We start from the raw sequence: 16,858 nt of genomic DNA on the forward strand, positions 1-16,858 counted from the left end.
CTGCCTTTGATGAAGCTGGAAGTTAGATGTTTATTTTCGGTAAAGCCCGAAACTGTTTGAGCGTAAAGAAGAGTGCTAAATGCACTCTTTAGTGAGTTTTGCAGGGCAGAAAATAAATATATAGCTGAAAGGGAGCTTTGCCTTCATCAATTCGGCAGTCTTTTTTGCTTACTTTTTCGAGACCAAAAAGTAAGAGAAGCGAAGACTGCTAAGTCTTCAAGAGAGCAAAAATTTATTTTTGATATATAAATTTATTCCAAATTTACTTAAAATTAAGTTTGCATAAATCCCACAAATTCAGGCTTAAACAACAAATTAGCACTTTTATTTATTAATTGCTAAAAAATACTTGACAAATAAACACTCAATTGAGTATAATTATTTAGCAGTTTAAGATTATGAGTGCTAAATAAACAAAATTGGTTGAAAATGATTGACAAAAAAGAGTTTTTACTACAATCTATTATCAAAGCATATATTGAGCATCTAGAACCTATAGGTTCTTCACAGCTTAAAAGTATGTATGATATCACATATTCACCAGCAACTATTAGGGGATACTTTAAAAAGTTAGGTGATGAGGGCTATTTGGCTCAAGAACATGTAAGTAGTGGAAGAACTCCTACAACTGAAGCATTACGACAATATTGGAGTTCAAAGTTAAACTTTAAACTCAATTTCGTAGATGAAAAAGCAGTTGATTATTATTCTTCTCAAGTTGGATTGACAGCATTTGTCTTAGAACAAACTAGCGATGTTTTAAAAAATATACTTAATGTAGAAAATCGATATATGATTTTAGAGTTTTCAACTTTTAATGTAACAGTAAAGTTTACAGATGCTCTTTATAGATTTTTAAGTGATATGATAGGTTTAGACTTGATTCATATTGTAAATATTTCTAAGCAAGTTGGCGCTTTCGAAGTATATGAATCAGTAAACCAATTTTTAAAAAATAGAGACTTTAGAATTTTTAATACTAAAGAATTTTTTTCATTGGTATTAAGATTTAATTATGATGAAGATACTATTGAAAAGTTTCTAAAAGGAACTATTTTTGAGAGCATTGAAAATGCTATATATTTTGACACAATAGTCCCAGAAGGGTACATCGGTATTTGTCATGATTGTATAATTAACAGCAAAGAATCTAAACTTTTGGTGGTTGGAGAACTATCAAAAGATTATGAATTCTTTTATAATAAAATAAGTATGAATTAGGAGAGTTATTTTGAGTAAAGATACAGAAAATACAAATAATGAAGAAATAATACAAGAAGTTGAGACAAAAGAAGAGTGTTGTAAAGATGAATCTTCATGTTGTAATGAAAAAGATACAACGGAAGAAGTAAAAGAAGCAACAACAGAAGACAAAATTGCTGAACTTGAAGCTAAGTTAAAAGAGACAGAAGAAAAATATTTAAGAGTTCATGCGGATTTTGAAAATATCAAAAAAAGATTGGAAAAAGAAAAATATCAAGCAATTGATTATGCAAGTGAAAAATTTGCAAAAGATTTATTATCTCCAATTGATACATTAGAAATGGCATTAGCAGCTGAAGAAGCAGCAACAAATCTTAGTACTGAAGATTTACTTGCAAAACTAAAAGAGGGTGTAGAACTTACAATTAAAAACTTCTATACAGCTTTTGAAAAACATAATATTACAGTTGTAGAAACAGATGGAGAGTTTGATCCAAACTTTCACAATGCAATTATGCAAGTGGATAGTGAAGATAAACAAACAGGTGAAATTGTGCAAGTTATGCAAAAAGGTTATATGTTGAAAGAAAGATTGCTAAGACCAGCAATGGTAAGTATAGCAAACTAGAATAAGAGAAGTGTTAGTGAGAAAATTTTTAATTTTTCACTATTCATTTTTCATTTGATGCAAAGCATCATTGACCGCAATGTCAGAAAACTATTAATTGAATTTAAAATTTAATAATAAAAAATGATAAGGATATAAAATGGGAAAAGTTATTGGAATAGATTTAGGAACTACAAACTCTTGTATGGCAGTTTATGAAAATGGTGAAGCAAAAATTATCTCTAACAAAGAAGGGAAAAATACAACTCCATCAATTGTTGCATTTACAGATAAAGGTGAAGTTTTAGTTGGTGATCCAGCAAAAAGACAAGCGATTACAAATCCAGAAAAAACTATTTATTCTATTAAAAGAATTATGGGTCTTATGATGGATGAAGAAAATGCTAAAGAAGCACAAGAAAAAGTTGGATATAAAATTGTAAATAGAAGTGGAGCTGCTGCTGTTGAAATTGGTGGAAAAGTTTATACTCCACAAGAAATCTCAGCTAAAATTCTTGGTAAATTAAAAGCTGATGCTGAAGAGTATTTAGGACAAGCTGTAACTGATGCAGTTATTACTGTACCTGCATACTTCAATGATGCACAGAGAAAAGCAACTCAAGAAGCTGGAACAATCGCAGGACTAAATGTTCTTAGAATTATCAATGAGCCAACAGCTGCATCATTAGCTTATGGTTTAGACAAAAAAGGTGAAGAAAAAGTTCTTGTATACGATTTAGGTGGTGGTACATTTGATGTTACTGTATTAGAAATCGGTGATGGTACATTTGAAGTACTTTCAACTGATGGTAATGCATTCTTAGGTGGAGATGACTTCGATAATAGAATTATTGATTGGTTAGCAAAAGAGTTCAAAGACGAAAATGGGTTTGATATCAAAACTGATAAAATGGCATTACAAAGATTAAAAGATGCAGCTGAAAATGCTAAAAAAGAGCTTTCATCTGCTGAATCAACAGAAATCAACTTACCATTTATCTCTATGGGAAATGCAGGACCAGTTCACTTAGTTAAATCATTAACAAGAGCAAAATTTGAGTCTATGACTGAAGATTTAATCAAAGAAACTCTAGACCATATTAAAACTGCTCTTAAAGATGCTGGTTTAGAAAAAGGTGAAATCCAAGAAATCATCATGGTTGGTGGATCTACAAGATTACCAAAAGCAAATTCAGTTGTTAAAGAATTCTTTGGAAAAGATTTAAATAAAGGTGTTAACCCTGATGAAGTAGTTGCTGCTGGTGCTGCTGTTCAAGCTGGTGTATTAAAAGGTGATGTTAAAGATGTATTATTACTAGATGTTACTCCTTTATCACTTGGAATTGAAACTTTAGGTGGAGTTATGACTAAACTTATTGAAAAAGGTACAACAATTCCTGTTAAAAAATCTCAAGTGTTCTCAACAGCTGATGATAATCAACCTGCTGTTTCTATTCATGTAGGACAAGGTGAGAGAGAATTTGCAAGAGATAACAAATCTTTAGGTATGTTTGAATTATCTGACATCCCAGCAGCTCCAAGAGGTGTACCTCAAATTGAAGTAACATTTGATATTGATGCAAATGGTGTTTTAAATGTAAGTGCTAAAGATAAAGGAACTGGTAAAGAAAACAAAATTACTATTTCTGGTTCATCTGGATTATCTGATGAAGAAATCGAAAAAATGGTACAAGAAGCAGAAGCAAATAAAGAGACTGATGCTAAGAAAAAAGAAGTAATTGAAATCAGAAATCAAGCTGATGCTCTATTACATAGTACAAGAAAAACTTTAGAAGAAAATGGTGATGCCGTTTCTGAAGAAGAGAGCAAAAAAATTGTTGACGCAGCAGCTGCATTAGAAGAAATATTAAAAGATGAAAATGCAACAAAAGAGCAAATTGAAGAAAAAGTTAAAGCTTTAACTGAAGTTTCTCATAAATTAGCAGAAGCAATGTATAAAAAAGAAGGTGATCAAGCTGGAGCAAAACCAGATGCAAAAGCTAAAAAAGATGACGATGATGTTATCGATGCTGAAGTAGAGTAAATCTCTGCTTCATGCAAACTATTCTTTTCCTTTTTTTACTATTTTTAATAGTATCTTTCTCTATTTTACTTTACTTAAAAACTAAGACTTCAAGATTAGATAAATTAAATAAAGGAGAATGTCCTTCTTGTCACCAAAAAACTAAAGAGTTTTTTGATACTAAAACAAATACAAAGTTTAAATATGAAATTATCACAACAAGATTATTAAAAGATCACGGATGCTCTGGGGTAAAAGAGATTGAGTATGTTTGTAAATCTTGTGGTTTAAAAGAAGTTCACTCAATCAACTAAATATTTTAATTAAATTACTATTAACTAAAAAGTGCTAAAATCCCATGACAGGAGTTAAAACTTATGAAAAACCTTATATTTATTACTATTTTAATCGCCATTTTTTCAGGATGTGCTCCAAAATTTGAAAAAATTGATAATTCAAAAGCAAACTTGGAAAAGGTCTCTTTTTCTGAAATAAAAGATTTTGATAAAGATGATTTATCTTTGGCCTTAGATGTTTTTAAAAAAGCTTGTACAAAAAGTTCTAGAAAAGAGACTTTTGAAGAGGTTTGTTTGAAAGCAAATGATACAACTAATCCAAAAGCATTTTTTCAAAAAAACTTTACTCCATATAAATTGTATAATAAAAATGGAACTGATAAAGGAACAATTACGGGTTACTATGAACCTTTGTTACATGGAAGTTTTACAAAAACGAATAAGTACAAATATCCCATTTATAAAGTACCAGATGATTTGATAACTGTGGATTTAAAAAGTGTTTATCCCCAACTTAAAAAATATACTTTAAGGGGTAAAATAGAAGGGAATAGACTTATTCCTTATGAAGCTAGAAAAAATATAAGTAAAAATAAAAATCAAGATGTATTATTATATGTTGATAACAATATAGAACTATATTTTTTACATATACAAGGTTCTGGAAAAGTAGAATTGCCAAATGGTGATTTGATTAATATAGGTTATGCAAATCAAAATGGACAACAATATACCTCTATTGGGAAATATATGATAAGTAAGGGTTATATTGGTGGGAAAAGTGATTATAGTGCTTCAGTTCAAGGCATGAAAAAATGGTTTTATGATAACCCTGATAAAATAAATGAAGTTATGAATAAAAATCCTAGTTATATCTTTTTTGAAAAAAGATCTCAAGGAGCAACGGGAAGTTTAGGGGTAGAATTAGTTCCCCAAAGGAATTTAGCAGTTGATACAAGATATATTCCTTTAGGAATGCCTGTATTTATAAATACAAAGAATCCAGTTACAAATAAAGAGATAAATCAATTAATGGTAGCAGCAGATACAGGTGGAGCGATAAAAGGTGATATTAGAGCTGACTTTTTTTGGGGTTTTGCAAAAGATGCTGAGAAATATGCTGGTAGGATGAAGGAAGCGGGGGAACTATATATTTTAGTTCCCAACTAAAGGTTAAAGCCTTTAGTGTGAACCACATCCACCACCACAGCATCCGCTTGTAGTATTTGTTGGAGCTTCTTGCTTGAAAGAAATTACAAAATTATTGTTATCTTCAACTAATTGAAAATCGTGTTTACCACAGAAATCTTCATTCATAGTTGTTGTCATTTCCATAGCTTTTGTTAAAGCATCATCTTTATTCTCTAATTGTAAATTGTTTTCTAAATCACTTCTTTTAAAACAACCACAAACATGTTCAACTTGTATAGTATGCATATTATTATCCTTTTATATTAATAATGGAAGATTATCAAATTAATATTTTTTTATTCTTAGGAACTTAAGTTAAATAGTAATTTTAAAAATCAAGTGATAATTAGGTAGAATACATTTTTTATAAGGATTAAAATGCATATTACAAATTTGATTTCACAGTATTTTGGTAAGTTTGCAAAAAAAGAGTTTCCCTCTTTTATTCAAAGTACCATAAATAGTCTTTATGTGAAAAGTTTCCATTTAGATATGAGTGAGTTTAGAAACCCTAAATATTATAAGTCTTTAAATGATTTATTTACAAGAGAATTAGCAATTCAAAGGGAAATAGAGTTGGATGATGATTTAGTTATTTCACCAACTGATTCTTTAATAACAGAGTGTGGAGCTTTGAAAAAAGATACTTTATTACAAATAAAAGGTATGGAATATAATGTTGAAGAGTTATTAACATATCATATAAAAAAAGATAATTTAGAAAAAGTTATTGATGGAAGTTTTATGAACTTTTATCTTTCTCCAAAAGATTATCATAGATACCATGCCCCATGTGATTTTAGTGTAACTAAACTTATTCATGTTCCTGGGAAACTCTATCCAGTAAATTTAAAATATCTAAATAAAGAGATAGATCTATTTTGTCAAAATGAAAGAGTTATTTTAGAATGTATTGATAAAAACAAGAAACTTTTTTATATGGTATTTGTTGGGGCTTTAAATGTGGGACAAATGGTATTTGAATTTGAAAGTGCAGTTGAAACTAATGTTGATGCAAAAGAGATAAAAGTTTATGAATATGAAGATTTAAATATTAAAAAAGGTGAATGTTTAGGTTACTTTAAAATGGGCTCAACAGTAGTAATGATTTGGGAAAAAGATAGTATCAAACTAAAAAATTTAACAAATCAAAAAATCCTATTTGGTTCAGTTATTAGTAAAAAATAAAAAACTAAGTTATAATAACTAAGTTTAACATTATAAAAGTTTATTTTTGTAAAATGTTATAAATCAAATAAAAGGAAAAGATATGTCTACAACTACAGAATTGGCTGAAATTCAATTAGCAGGAACAAAAAAAGGTAAGATATTTATCTCTAATATTACTGAGCCTTACGGAAAAGGTACTGATGATGTTGTTAGTATTGGTATTTCACTAAATGGTGAAAATGTTGAGTGGAAATCTCATATTCCTTATGCAAACTTAGAAGAAGTAATCGAAGTTTTACAAAAAGCTAAAAAATAATAAAAGAAGCCAAAATCTTTGGCTTTTTTTAAAAAACTACTTCTTTCCCTTGTTCTATCCATAAAGCCATACCACCTTCAAGATGATAAGCATTTTCATAAGATAATTTGTTTGCTAAAAAATCACCAACAACTCTAGTTCTATTTGCATGGGCACATACTAAAATAAAGTTTTCACTTTTATTTTTCACAATCTTTTTAAACTCTTTTAGCCAAGTATCTAAATCATGTTGTCCATATTCATTAAAAAAAGTTAATTTATATGCGCCTTTTATTATTCCAGTTGCTTTAAATTCATCTTCTCTTCTAATATCTATTATGGGTGTATTTTTATTTATAAACGGTTCTATGTCCTTAGGAAGGACATTTTTTAAAGTATTATTCATCATAAATCCTAATAAAATTTCCCAATCTTACATAAAGAATTCTTATAATAAAGTATAGAATTAAAGTTAATTGACTAAACAATATTTACACACTTTTTAACTATAATGTTGCAAAAGGAATTTATATGAAAAAATTTATAATTGTATTATCTCTATTTGTTACTAGTTTATTTGCATATGAACATTTAACAGTAGATAATATGGCAGAAAAGATAAAGGGTAAGAAAGTCATTGTGGACTTTTATGCGTCTTGGTGTCCACCTTGTAAAATAATTGGGAAAAATTTAAATGAATATAATGATACTAAACCTGATGAAGTAACTATTTATAAAGTAGATATTGATGATCAAAGAGAGCTTGTAAGTAAATATGGAGTTGAAAGTATTCCTACTGTTTTATACATCAAAGATGGAAAGATAATTAAATCTATCATTGGTATACAAAGTGTTAGCGATATAAATAACAATGTTAATAACTATTTATTAAAATAATAGGATAAAAAATGAAAAAATTAGTTCTTTTATTTTTAAGTTTTATTTTTCTTTTTGGACTTGAACAAGATTTTTTATCTCCAAAAGAAGCATTTAAAGAGAGTTTTGAAACTAAAAACAGTAGTTTAATCATAAATCTTGATTTAGGAAAAGATATTTATTTATATGCTGATAAAGTAAGTGTAAAAATCAAAAAACCTCAAGAAATTGATATAACAAAAGAATTAGTTTTGCCAAAATCAATGCCTTATGAAGAGTATATAATTTATTTGTATAATTTAAATATTGAGGTTCCATTTTCCCTATTAAAATCTAAAGTTGATGCAAAAGAGTATGAAATTGAATTAAATTTTCAAGGTTGTTCAAAAGCTGGACTTTGTTATGCACCTATGAGTAAAACAACTCTCGTGAAAATACCAGATGATTTTGTAACCCAAAGTACTACTAATTCAACTAGTTCTACAAAAAGTAGTAATGATTTAAATGAAACAGATACTATTGCAAATAGTTTAAAAGATGGTAATTTCTTTATTATTTTGCTTACATTTTTTGGATTTGGGCTTTTATTATCTTTGACACCTTGTGTTTTCCCTATGATTCCTATTTTGTCTTCTATTATTGTAAAAGCTGGACAAAATGAACAATTAAGTATGAAAAGAGGCTTCTTTTTATCATTGGTTTATGTAATTTCTATGTCTTTAGCTTATACGATTGCTGGAATAATTGCAGGACTTTTTGGGGCAAACTTACAAGTTGCACTCCAAAATCCTTATGTTTTAAGTGCTTTTGCAGCTATTTTTGTAGCTTTAGCATTTTCAATGTTTGGATATTATAAATTAGAACTGCCACAAAGTGTTCAAAATAAGATAAATAAAACAACAGAAGGAAAAGAGAAACAAGGAATCTTTGGAATAGCAATAATGGGATTTTTATCAGCTCTTATTGTAGGTCCTTGTGTTGCTCCACCACTTGCTGGTGCTTTAGTTTATATTGGACAAACTGGAAATGCCTTTTTAGGTGGTGCTGCTTTATTTGTACTAAGTTTAGGAATGGGAGTACCACTTCTTTTAATTGGACTTGGAGCTGGAAAGTTTATGCCAAAACCTGGTGGCTGGATGGAAAATATTACAAGAATCTTTGGAATAGTAATGTTAGCTATTGCTATTTGGATGTTAGATAGAGTACTTGAACCAATTATTGTTATGTATTTATGGTCACTACTGTTTTTAGGAACGACACTTTATTTAAAACTGTATGAACATATTTTAATGAGACTTATTACTTTAGTTATTTTGATATATGGAGTTTTGACTTTCGTTGGTGCTGTAAGTGGAGCAACAAATGTGTTAAATCCTTTGGAAAAATTCACTTCAAGTAAAGTTGTTTCTACAAGTGAGGCTGGAATTACATTTAAAAGAATTAAAAACTTAACAGAGTTAGAAGCTGAGATAAAAAAATCAGATAAACCAGTTATGTTAGATTTTTATGCTGATTGGTGCGTGGCTTGTAAAGAGTTTGAAAACATTACTTTTAAAGATGACAGAGTAATAGAAAAATTAAAAGGCTTTACACTTTTACAAGCTGATGTTACAGCTAATAACCAAGATGACAAAGAGTTACAAAAAAGATTTAACATCATTGGCCCTCCTGGAATAATTTTTTGGGACAAAGACAATAATGAGATAAATGCTTCAAAAATAGTTGGATATAAAAATCCAAAAGAGTTTTTGGAGATACTTAATAAACATTTTAGTAGTAGCGACATTTAGTCGTTACTACAAATCATTTCTACAATTTTTTCTGAATTAACACTAAAATTACCATTTTTCTCAATTAAAAATAAATCTCTTACTCTTTTTTTATTTAATGAAAGTTTTGCACTTTCTATTTCTACTCCAAAGTCATCGAAAATTTTAGTAATATATGCTAATAATCCTTTTTGATTTATAGCATGGATTCTCATACTTGCAAGATATGAAGTATGATTACAATTTACTTCAACTTCATTTTTTAGAATAATAGGTTGTTTTAGATTTAATTTTTTGCTCATATCAAAAGAAGCATTTATTATTTCTTCAATATGTAATAAATCACCATCTTCAACTTTTTCTGTAAATTGGATTTCAAAACATTTTTTATCATCAAATAATTTAAAAATATTCATAACTGAAATATCTAAAAATTCTAATTTACCAAGTAGATATCCTAAGTTCAAAGGAATCTTTCTTATTATTCTTATTGTTAGGGCTTTGTCATTTAATATCTTATAAGTATAAGTTTCTACTTCTTTTGCTTTTAATACTAAGTCTAATATATCAGCAGCCTTAAGTTGTAAGAAGATTTGGTTTGAGGCAATATATGTTATTTTTTTCTTTAGTATTTGAGGTAAGTCATTATATTGTTTTAGTTTTTTGATACTATTTATTTTTGCAATTCTTCTTGAACTTTCAGTTAAAAGAGTAGTATTTTCAAAGGCATATAATGTTTGATGGTATAATTCTCTTAATAGGGTTGAAGTTGAACTTTTATAAATATTTTTGCCAACAGCAGAAATATCCCCATAAGTTAAAACAAATAACATATCTAAAAATTTTTTATTTTGAACTAATCCTGAAAAATTTCTAATAATTTTTTCAGAATATATATCTTCACTTGTAGCAACTTTACTCATCATATTGTGATATCTTATTAGTTTTGCTATAACTTGTGTATGTTCAGCCTTAAAACTAAGTCCTTTTGCCATATTTCTAAATAGTTTTTCACCTGCAATATGATGATCCGTAAGTCTTCCTTTTCCTACATCATGAAAAAATGTTGCAATTTTGACTAATGATTGTTCTGTTTTATCAAAATTTTCATATAACTCTTTTACAAATTCATCTTTTATATCACTTAAGTGTTTTAATGTTTTTATAGAATGTACATCAACTGGAAGTTCATGGTATCCATCAAATTGTGGTTGATTTATTATCTTTTTAGTAATAGGGAATATTGATTCAAATATTCTTGCATTGTAAAGAAGTTTTATTATTGGATATAAAGATTCTTTAAATAATAATCTTCTTAATAATAGTTTATGCTCTTTTGTTTGTTTTTGTGGCAAGATAGTTTTACTTGCATAATAAACATATGATTGGTCAAATCTTTCTACACTTATTGGTAAAGATATGAGCTCTTTGAGAAAGGCAGTTAGTGTTTTTGGTTTATTGAAGTATGAAGTATATATTTTACCTTCATAAATATAAAGATTTTTTTTGAATCTATTTTTTCTAACTAAATCATAATTTTGATTTTTAAATTCTAATTCTCTTGTGAATTTTTTGCTTAAAATATTTGTGAAGAAGTGAATATTATGCAAAGACTCAAAAATTTTGTTCATAGCCTGAGTCTCTTTTGTCTTTCTTGGCGTATGTTTAAATCCAAGTTTAGTACTTAACTCTGGTAGAATATCAAAATTTACAGTATCAAGTTTTTTCTTTGCAATATTATGTAAGTGATTTCTTACTTGAAAAATATACTCTAAAGATATTCTATATTTCTTGTACTCTTCTTCCGTAAATTCTTTATCCATAAGATGTCTTAGTCTTGTAACTCCAAAAACTACATTTGCGATCCAAAATACCATATTTGCTTCTCTCATACCACCATAACCATCTTTTATATTAGGTTCCATTTTTAAAGGGTATTTTAAAAGTCTATCTTTGTGTTCTTGCTTTTTTTCTAGAATAAATTCTAATTGGTTAGTTTTTCTTATTCTATTTAATACATTTTCATAACCAAACCATAAATATTTTGAACCATAAATTAGTCTTGATTCTATGATTGCAGTTTTGATTGTAATATCTTCTTTAACAGATTCTGCTACATCATTAAGTTCATGAACCCTAGAACCTAACTTTAGTCCACAATCCCAAGCTAAAGTAATAAATTCTTGAATTATATCTTTGATATTATAACCCTTAACATCTTCATATAAAAGTAGTAAATCGATATCTGAATAAATACAAAGTTGTTCTCTTCCATAAGAGCCTAGAGCGATTATTGAAATAGGAATAGAAGTGCTCATTGGTTGATATGAACCAAAATTTTTTCTAAGAATATATTTATAAAGTGAGATTAAAAACTTATCAGTAACTTTTGTGTGTTGAACAAAAAAATCTTTCCCACCATTTGTATCTATACTTGTATCAATAGAGTTTACATAGCTTTGGATATATTTTTTAAATACTTTTGATATTTGAAAATCATTAGCATTTTTTTCTATAAGTTCTTCAACTTCTAGATTCATCTCATTAATCATATTAGTTCTTTATGCATCTCTAGTTTTTTTCTTAGGGTTATTCTGTTTAATCCTAGATTTTTTGCCATTTGTACTTGAGATTTATATTTCTTTTGTGAAGCACGAAGAAGGGGTGCTTCAAATAGATATACAAAATCTCTATACCCATTTTCTCCATCCATATTATCAAGTATATAGTTTTCTAAAAGCATCATAATCTCATTTTCACCAATTGATTCAAAAAGATAAGAGAAAAATATTGATTTTCTTAAACTGTAGGCATTTTCATGGGTATTTACTATTAATTTAGAAGGTTTTTCCTCTATCCCTAAAATCTCACCTGCTTCTTTAGCAAATTTATTTGCTAATGGTTTTATATCCTCTTTTCTTGTATCTAAAGGTGGAATATTTATTGTTATAGAAAATATATCTGAGAGTTTTTCATTTAATTCATCTTTTTTTGATGTTGCTATAACTTTAATAGAGTTATTTTCAACCCAATTTATAAATAAATCAATATTTGTAATCTCATCAATATTTTCAATTATTACAGTACAGTTAGAAATAGAAATTACATTATCACTTATGTCATCTTGTAGAGTTTTCGCACTATAAATATTTGAATCTTGTGTAATATATTTAGCTAAACTTTTTTTCCCTACACCTTTTTGTCCAGTTATTAACGCATTGATATCTAAAGACTTCAGTAACTCTGCTGAGTTTTTTATTTCTCTAGATATCTCTGAAAAAGCTATAAATTCTTGCATAATTATCCTCTTAATTTTGTATATATAGTATACAATTATTTAGATTTTTTTGAAGTTAAATAAATGAAAATTGATAAGGCAATGATGATAAAAGATATACCTGTTATCAAATAAAGTGCATTTATCATTTGAGTGTAGTTTTCTATTGCGATTTTAAAAACTACCATTAGTCCTTCAATTGATAATGCAATTATTATAGTAATTAAGAATTTAGTTATCATTTTTGTATCTACTTTAGAATTTCTCGAATAAGATTTAAAATATACTTCTTGTTCTAATATAGTTTTTGCTAAATCAAATATTGCTATTCCAAGTGTAAGTGCAATGATAGGTTTAAAAATTGCATCAAGAGTAAAATCACCATGAAAAACCATGCTTGTCAAAAAAGTACCAAGTGAATATATAATAAGAAATAAAGCAAGTAATGCTAACGAAAACCCTGCTATACCATAGAATATCTTTGTAAGTGTATGAAATGGTTTATTTAATTCTATTAATTCTAATCTCTCAAGTAAAGTCTCTATTTTAAAGTCTAAAAAAATAATAATATCATCTTCTTTTATTGTAAGAGTTATACAATTACTTCTTGTAGCACTACTTATATATGGTGAAGAAAAGGCTGTATTATTATCTTTAAAATGTAATTTATCTAGGATATAAGTACGACTTTCATTAGTAGCACTTTTGTCTATTCTCTTTTTAAAATAGTTTGGAGAATTTTGTATTTTTGTGTCTTTATTTACTGTATAAACTAATTCCAATGATGGAAAAATTGAAAATAAATTAGAAAAATTATTTTTCTCATAATCTTTAATATTTCCTAAATTATGAATACTATTTAAAATAAAGTCTTCTACTTTGTCTTTGTTTACATCATATATTGTTAAAAACTCTTCCATTTATATTTTCCTTGTTTAATCTGTTTATATTATATCATCTTAAGTAAAAGTAGAAAAAACGATAATTGTATACTAATTATACAGATTAAGTCTAGGCAAAGTTTATAATTTATTTTATACTTTCTTATATCAATTCGAAAAGGAAAAAAATGGAAAATTTTGCTGATGTAAAATATGTTCTTGATGGGTTCTTATTTATTGTAATGGGAGTTCTAGTAATGTGGATGGCAGCTGGGTTTGCTATGTTAGAATCTGGTTTAACAAGATCAAAGAATAATGCTACAGTATTAACAAAGAATCTTGCTTTATTTGCAATTTCTTGCATGATGTATTATTTCGTTGGATACAACTTAATGTATGGAGATGGTGGATCTATAATGGGTAGCTTCTCAACAATTAGTATGGTAACTGCTGCTGATGCTGCATATCCTGCTGCTGCTGATTTCTTCTTCCAAGTTGTTTTCGTTGCTACTGCTGCATCTGTTGTTTCAGGTTCAATTGCAGAGAGAATGAAATTATGGCCTTTCTTAATCTTTACAGTGGTTTTAAGTGGTGTTATTTATCCAATACAAGGACATTGGTCTTGGGGAGGAAGTGAATTAGGTGGTGTTATGGCTGGATTCTCTGACTTCGCAGGTTCTACTATTGTTCACTCTGTTGGTGGATGGGCTGCTTTAGCTGGTGTTCTTATTTTAGGAGCTAGAAAAGGTAAATATGGTAAAGATGGAACAGTGAGACCAATTCCTGGTTCAAATTTAACATTAGCTACTCTTGGTACATTTATTTTATGGATGGGATGGTTTGGATTTAATGGTGGTTCTCAATTAGCACTAGGTTCAAAAGCTGATATTGATGGTATTGCTTTAGTTGTTGCTGATACAAATATGGCTGCTTGTGCAGGAGCTATTATGGCTGCAATTTTAACTCAACTTATTTACAAAAAAGTTGATTTAACTATGGTATTAAATGGTGCTTTAGCAGGACTTGTATCTTGTACTGCAGGACCAGACTTAGGTATGATGGTTGCATTTATTGAAGGTATTGTTGGTGGTGCTTTAGTTGTATTTGCTGTTCCTATGTTTGATAAATTAAGAATTGATGATCCAGTTGGTGCATTATCTGTTCACTTAGTTGCTGGTATTTGGGGAACTTTAGCTGTAGGTATTTTCAATCCAGAAGTTACAATTATGGCTCAAGTAAAAGGTATCGTTATTGTTGGTGCATTTGTTTTCATAGCTTCATTTGTAGTATGGAAAATTTTAGATCTAATTGTTGGATTAAGAGTAAGTGAAGAGATTGAGGTTCAAGGTTTAGATATTCATGAAACTGGACTTGAAACTTACCCTGAGTTTAAAAGAGCATAAGTGCTTATAAGAAGGTAAGAAATCTTACCTTTTTAGAAAAGATGAATTTTTTGAAAAAATATTAAAAGGAACAAAGAATGAAAAAAATCGAAGCAATCATCAAGCCTTTTAAACTTGAAGATGTAAAAGAAGCTTTAGTTGAGAGTGGTGTTACTGGTATGACAGTAAATGATGTTAAAGGTTATGGTAGACAACAAGGTCACTCTGAGTTATATAGAGGTGCTGAGTATATTGTTGATTTTTTAGCAAAAATCAAAATTGAATTAATAGTAAATGATGAAGATGTAGATAAAACTATCGCAACTATTTCTGATGCAGCAAAAACAGGTAAAATCGGGGATGGTAAAATTTTCGTTACACCTATTGAAAATGTTGTAAGAATTAGAACTGGTGAAACTGGTAGCGAAGCAGTTTAGTTTTTAAAAAAAAGTAAAGTAACAAATTACTTTTGCAAGATACAAAGAGTGTTAACTTTAACACTTCTTTGTTTTGTATATAAATTATACAAAAAAATTTCCACTTGACTCAATATCTAAAATAATCACTTTAATTTGTGTATAAAAAACACCCACTTAAATAAACAAAAAATTAATTACATAATATATAATTTGTTAAAATATTAAAAGGATAATAATGGATGCAAATATTGCTTATGTGATTGACACCTTTTTTGCTCTTTTTGCAATGACTTTAATCATTTTTATGGTTCCTGGTTTTGCTATGTTGGAAGCGGGACTTGTGCGTACTAAAAATGTGAGTGCTGTCTTGATGGTAAATACAATGATTTATGCAGTGGCTTCACTGGCTTTTTTATTGCTTGGTTATTCTGTGGCATTTGGTGATTTTGGAAGTGATAGTATGAGTAAATGGGCTGCATTTTTATTTCAAATGGCATTTGTTGGTAAGGTTATCAATATTATGTCAGGGGGAGTTAGTGAAAGAGCAAAAGTTTTACCACTTGGATTATTTACAATTGTTATGGGTGCATTAATTTATCCTATAATTGTAAATTGGTCTTGGGGAAATGATATGTTAAAAAGTACAATATTAGATTTAAATATGTACGATTTAGCTGGTTCAACTGTAATTCATAGTACTGGTGGTTGGGCACTATTAGCTGCAATAATAATAATTGGTGCAAGAAGGGGAAGATATCCTAAAGAAGGAGGAGTAAGAGTTATACCAGCTTCTAATATTCCCCTTGTAACTTTAGGCGCTTTTCTTTTATGGATTGGATGGTTTGGTTTTAATGGTGGAAGTATTGGTTCAATTGCATCTAAACAGAGTGCTGATGCTGTTGCTTTGACTATTATGAACACAAATACAGCTGGTCTTTCAGGGGCAATTCTTGTAGGTATTTATATGTACTTTAGATATCATAGACTTGATATTACAATGGTATTAAATGGGGCACTTGGTGGTTTAGTTGCTATTACAGCAGGCCCAAATTTATATGATATTTATACTCCAATATTAATAGGTGCAATAGGTGGAGTTTTGGTAATCTTTGGAGTTAGTTTTTTTGATAAATTAAAACTTGATGACCCAGTTGGAGCATTATCTGTTCACTTATTAAATGGTATTTGGGGAACTTTAGCTGTTGGTATTTTTGCCTCAAACGGGAATGATATAACACTTTTAGGACAATTAAAAGGTATTGTTGTTGTAGGAGTATTTGCTTTTATTTCATCTTTTATCGTATTATATGTAATTAATAAGTTTGTGCCACTAAGAGCAGAAAAAGATGAAGAGATGCAAGGATTAGATGTAGATGAGTGTGGACTAGAAGCATACCCAGAGTTTAAACGAGCTTTCTAAGTCTGTATAAAAGCTAGTAAATTAAGCTTGATTTAAAAAGATTAGGTTT

General features: G+C 28.5%; 17 protein-coding genes. 12 read left to right on the plus strand and 5 right to left on the minus strand.

Annotated elements, in window-relative coordinates; all coding sequences use genetic code 11:
- The first annotated feature begins 402 nt into the window (after nucleotides 1–402).
- The 5 genes from CRU95_RS01895 to CRU95_RS01915 all read left to right on the plus strand — a co-directional run bounded on the left by CRU95_RS01895 (nucleotide 403) and on the right by CRU95_RS01915 (nucleotide 5,299).
- Nucleotides 403–1,221 carry a heat-shock protein gene (locus CRU95_RS01895; RefSeq protein WP_258238598.1) on the plus strand — a complete coding sequence of 273 codons (819 nt, stop codon included), beginning with the start codon at nucleotides 403–405 and terminating at the stop codon, nucleotides 1,219–1,221.
- Nucleotides 1,222–1,231: 10 nt separating this feature from the next.
- Entirely contained in the window at nucleotides 1,232–1,831 is a 600-nt protein-coding gene (grpE, locus tag CRU95_RS01900; RefSeq protein ID WP_129099464.1) for a nucleotide exchange factor GrpE, read from the plus strand.
- 139 nt (nucleotides 1,832–1,970) lie between these two features.
- Nucleotides 1,971–3,854: a molecular chaperone DnaK gene (gene dnaK, locus CRU95_RS01905; protein ID WP_129099465.1), complete on the plus strand. Its 1,884-nt coding sequence runs from the start codon at nucleotides 1,971–1,973 to the stop codon at nucleotides 3,852–3,854.
- A gap of 11 nt (nucleotides 3,855–3,865) precedes the next feature.
- Nucleotides 3,866–4,147, plus strand: a complete 282-nt coding sequence (locus tag CRU95_RS01910) for a hypothetical protein (protein WP_129099466.1) — start codon at nucleotides 3,866–3,868, stop codon at nucleotides 4,145–4,147.
- 63 nt (nucleotides 4,148–4,210) lie between these two features.
- Complete coding sequence (locus CRU95_RS01915) at nucleotides 4,211–5,299, plus strand: murein transglycosylase A (RefSeq protein ID WP_129099467.1); 1,089 nt, start codon at nucleotides 4,211–4,213, stop codon at nucleotides 5,297–5,299.
- 12 nt (nucleotides 5,300–5,311) lie between these two features.
- On the opposite strand, the gene CRU95_RS01920 is transcribed toward CRU95_RS01915, so the two are convergent.
- A complete protein-coding gene (locus CRU95_RS01920; protein ID WP_129099468.1) occupies nucleotides 5,312–5,566 on the minus strand; it encodes a hypothetical protein in 255 nt (84 codons plus the stop codon).
- 132 nt (nucleotides 5,567–5,698) lie between these two features.
- Here CRU95_RS01920 and CRU95_RS01925 point away from each other — a divergent pair, with 132 nt between their 5' ends.
- The gene (locus CRU95_RS01925; RefSeq protein ID WP_129099469.1) at nucleotides 5,699–6,508 is read left to right on the plus strand and encodes a phosphatidylserine decarboxylase; all 810 of its coding nucleotides are present in this window, start codon (nucleotides 5,699–5,701) and stop codon (nucleotides 6,506–6,508) included.
- Nucleotides 6,509–6,590: 82 nt separating this feature from the next.
- Nucleotides 6,591–6,806, plus strand: a complete 216-nt coding sequence (locus CRU95_RS01930) for a hypothetical protein (RefSeq protein WP_013136687.1) — start codon at nucleotides 6,591–6,593, stop codon at nucleotides 6,804–6,806.
- Nucleotides 6,807–6,834: 28 nt separating this feature from the next.
- Here the strand turns inward: CRU95_RS01930 and CRU95_RS01935 are convergent, their stop codons facing one another.
- Nucleotides 6,835–7,191 (minus strand): rhodanese-like domain-containing protein, encoded by a 357-nt coding sequence (locus CRU95_RS01935; RefSeq protein ID WP_129099470.1) that lies wholly within the window; start codon nucleotides 7,189–7,191, stop codon nucleotides 6,835–6,837.
- Between the two features lie 125 nt (nucleotides 7,192–7,316).
- Here CRU95_RS01935 and CRU95_RS01940 point away from each other — a divergent pair, with 125 nt between their 5' ends.
- Complete coding sequence (locus CRU95_RS01940; RefSeq protein WP_129099471.1) at nucleotides 7,317–7,682, plus strand: co-chaperone YbbN; 366 nt, start codon at nucleotides 7,317–7,319, stop codon at nucleotides 7,680–7,682.
- 11 nt (nucleotides 7,683–7,693) lie between these two features.
- Nucleotides 7,694–9,451, plus strand: coding sequence for a protein-disulfide reductase DsbD (dsbD, locus tag CRU95_RS01945; protein WP_129099472.1), 1,758 nt, complete (start codon nucleotides 7,694–7,696; stop codon nucleotides 9,449–9,451).
- Here the strand turns inward: dsbD and CRU95_RS01950 are convergent.
- Genes CRU95_RS01950 through CRU95_RS01960 form a run of 3 tightly spaced genes read right to left on the minus strand, consistent with a single transcriptional unit; the run spans nucleotide 9,448 to nucleotide 13,627 of the window.
- Nucleotides 9,448–11,982 (minus strand): HD domain-containing protein, encoded by a 2,535-nt coding sequence (locus tag CRU95_RS01950; protein ID WP_258238599.1) that lies wholly within the window; start codon nucleotides 11,980–11,982, stop codon nucleotides 9,448–9,450. The two genes, dsbD and CRU95_RS01950, sit on opposite strands and share 4 nt — an antisense overlap.
- On the minus strand, nucleotides 11,979–12,728 hold the full coding sequence (locus CRU95_RS01955; protein WP_129099473.1) for a sigma 54-interacting transcriptional regulator: 750 nt from the start codon (nucleotides 12,726–12,728) through the stop codon (nucleotides 11,979–11,981). Before CRU95_RS01955 ends, CRU95_RS01950 begins: the two co-directional genes overlap by 4 nt.
- Before the next feature lie 35 nt (nucleotides 12,729–12,763).
- On the minus strand, nucleotides 12,764–13,627 hold the full coding sequence (locus CRU95_RS01960; protein ID WP_129099474.1) for a hypothetical protein: 864 nt from the start codon (nucleotides 13,625–13,627) through the stop codon (nucleotides 12,764–12,766).
- A 149-nt stretch (nucleotides 13,628–13,776) separates the two neighbouring features.
- Between CRU95_RS01960 and CRU95_RS01965 the strand changes: the two genes are divergently transcribed.
- The 3 genes from CRU95_RS01965 to CRU95_RS01975 all read left to right on the plus strand — a co-directional run bounded on the left by CRU95_RS01965 (nucleotide 13,777) and on the right by CRU95_RS01975 (nucleotide 16,809).
- The gene (locus CRU95_RS01965) at nucleotides 13,777–14,991 is read left to right on the plus strand and encodes an ammonium transporter (RefSeq protein ID WP_129099475.1); all 1,215 of its coding nucleotides are present in this window, start codon (nucleotides 13,777–13,779) and stop codon (nucleotides 14,989–14,991) included.
- 77 nt (nucleotides 14,992–15,068) lie between these two features.
- Nucleotides 15,069–15,407: a P-II family nitrogen regulator gene (locus tag CRU95_RS01970; RefSeq protein ID WP_129099476.1), complete on the plus strand. Its 339-nt coding sequence runs from the start codon at nucleotides 15,069–15,071 to the stop codon at nucleotides 15,405–15,407.
- A 217-nt stretch (nucleotides 15,408–15,624) separates the two neighbouring features.
- On the plus strand, nucleotides 15,625–16,809 hold the full coding sequence (locus CRU95_RS01975) for an ammonium transporter (RefSeq protein ID WP_129099477.1): 1,185 nt from the start codon (nucleotides 15,625–15,627) through the stop codon (nucleotides 16,807–16,809).
- The last annotated feature ends 49 nt before the right edge of the window (nucleotides 16,810–16,858 follow it).

This window comes from Arcobacter sp. F2176, from assembly GCF_004116465.1.
GTDB lineage: Bacteria > Campylobacterota > Campylobacteria > Campylobacterales > Arcobacteraceae > Arcobacter > Arcobacter siniprincipis.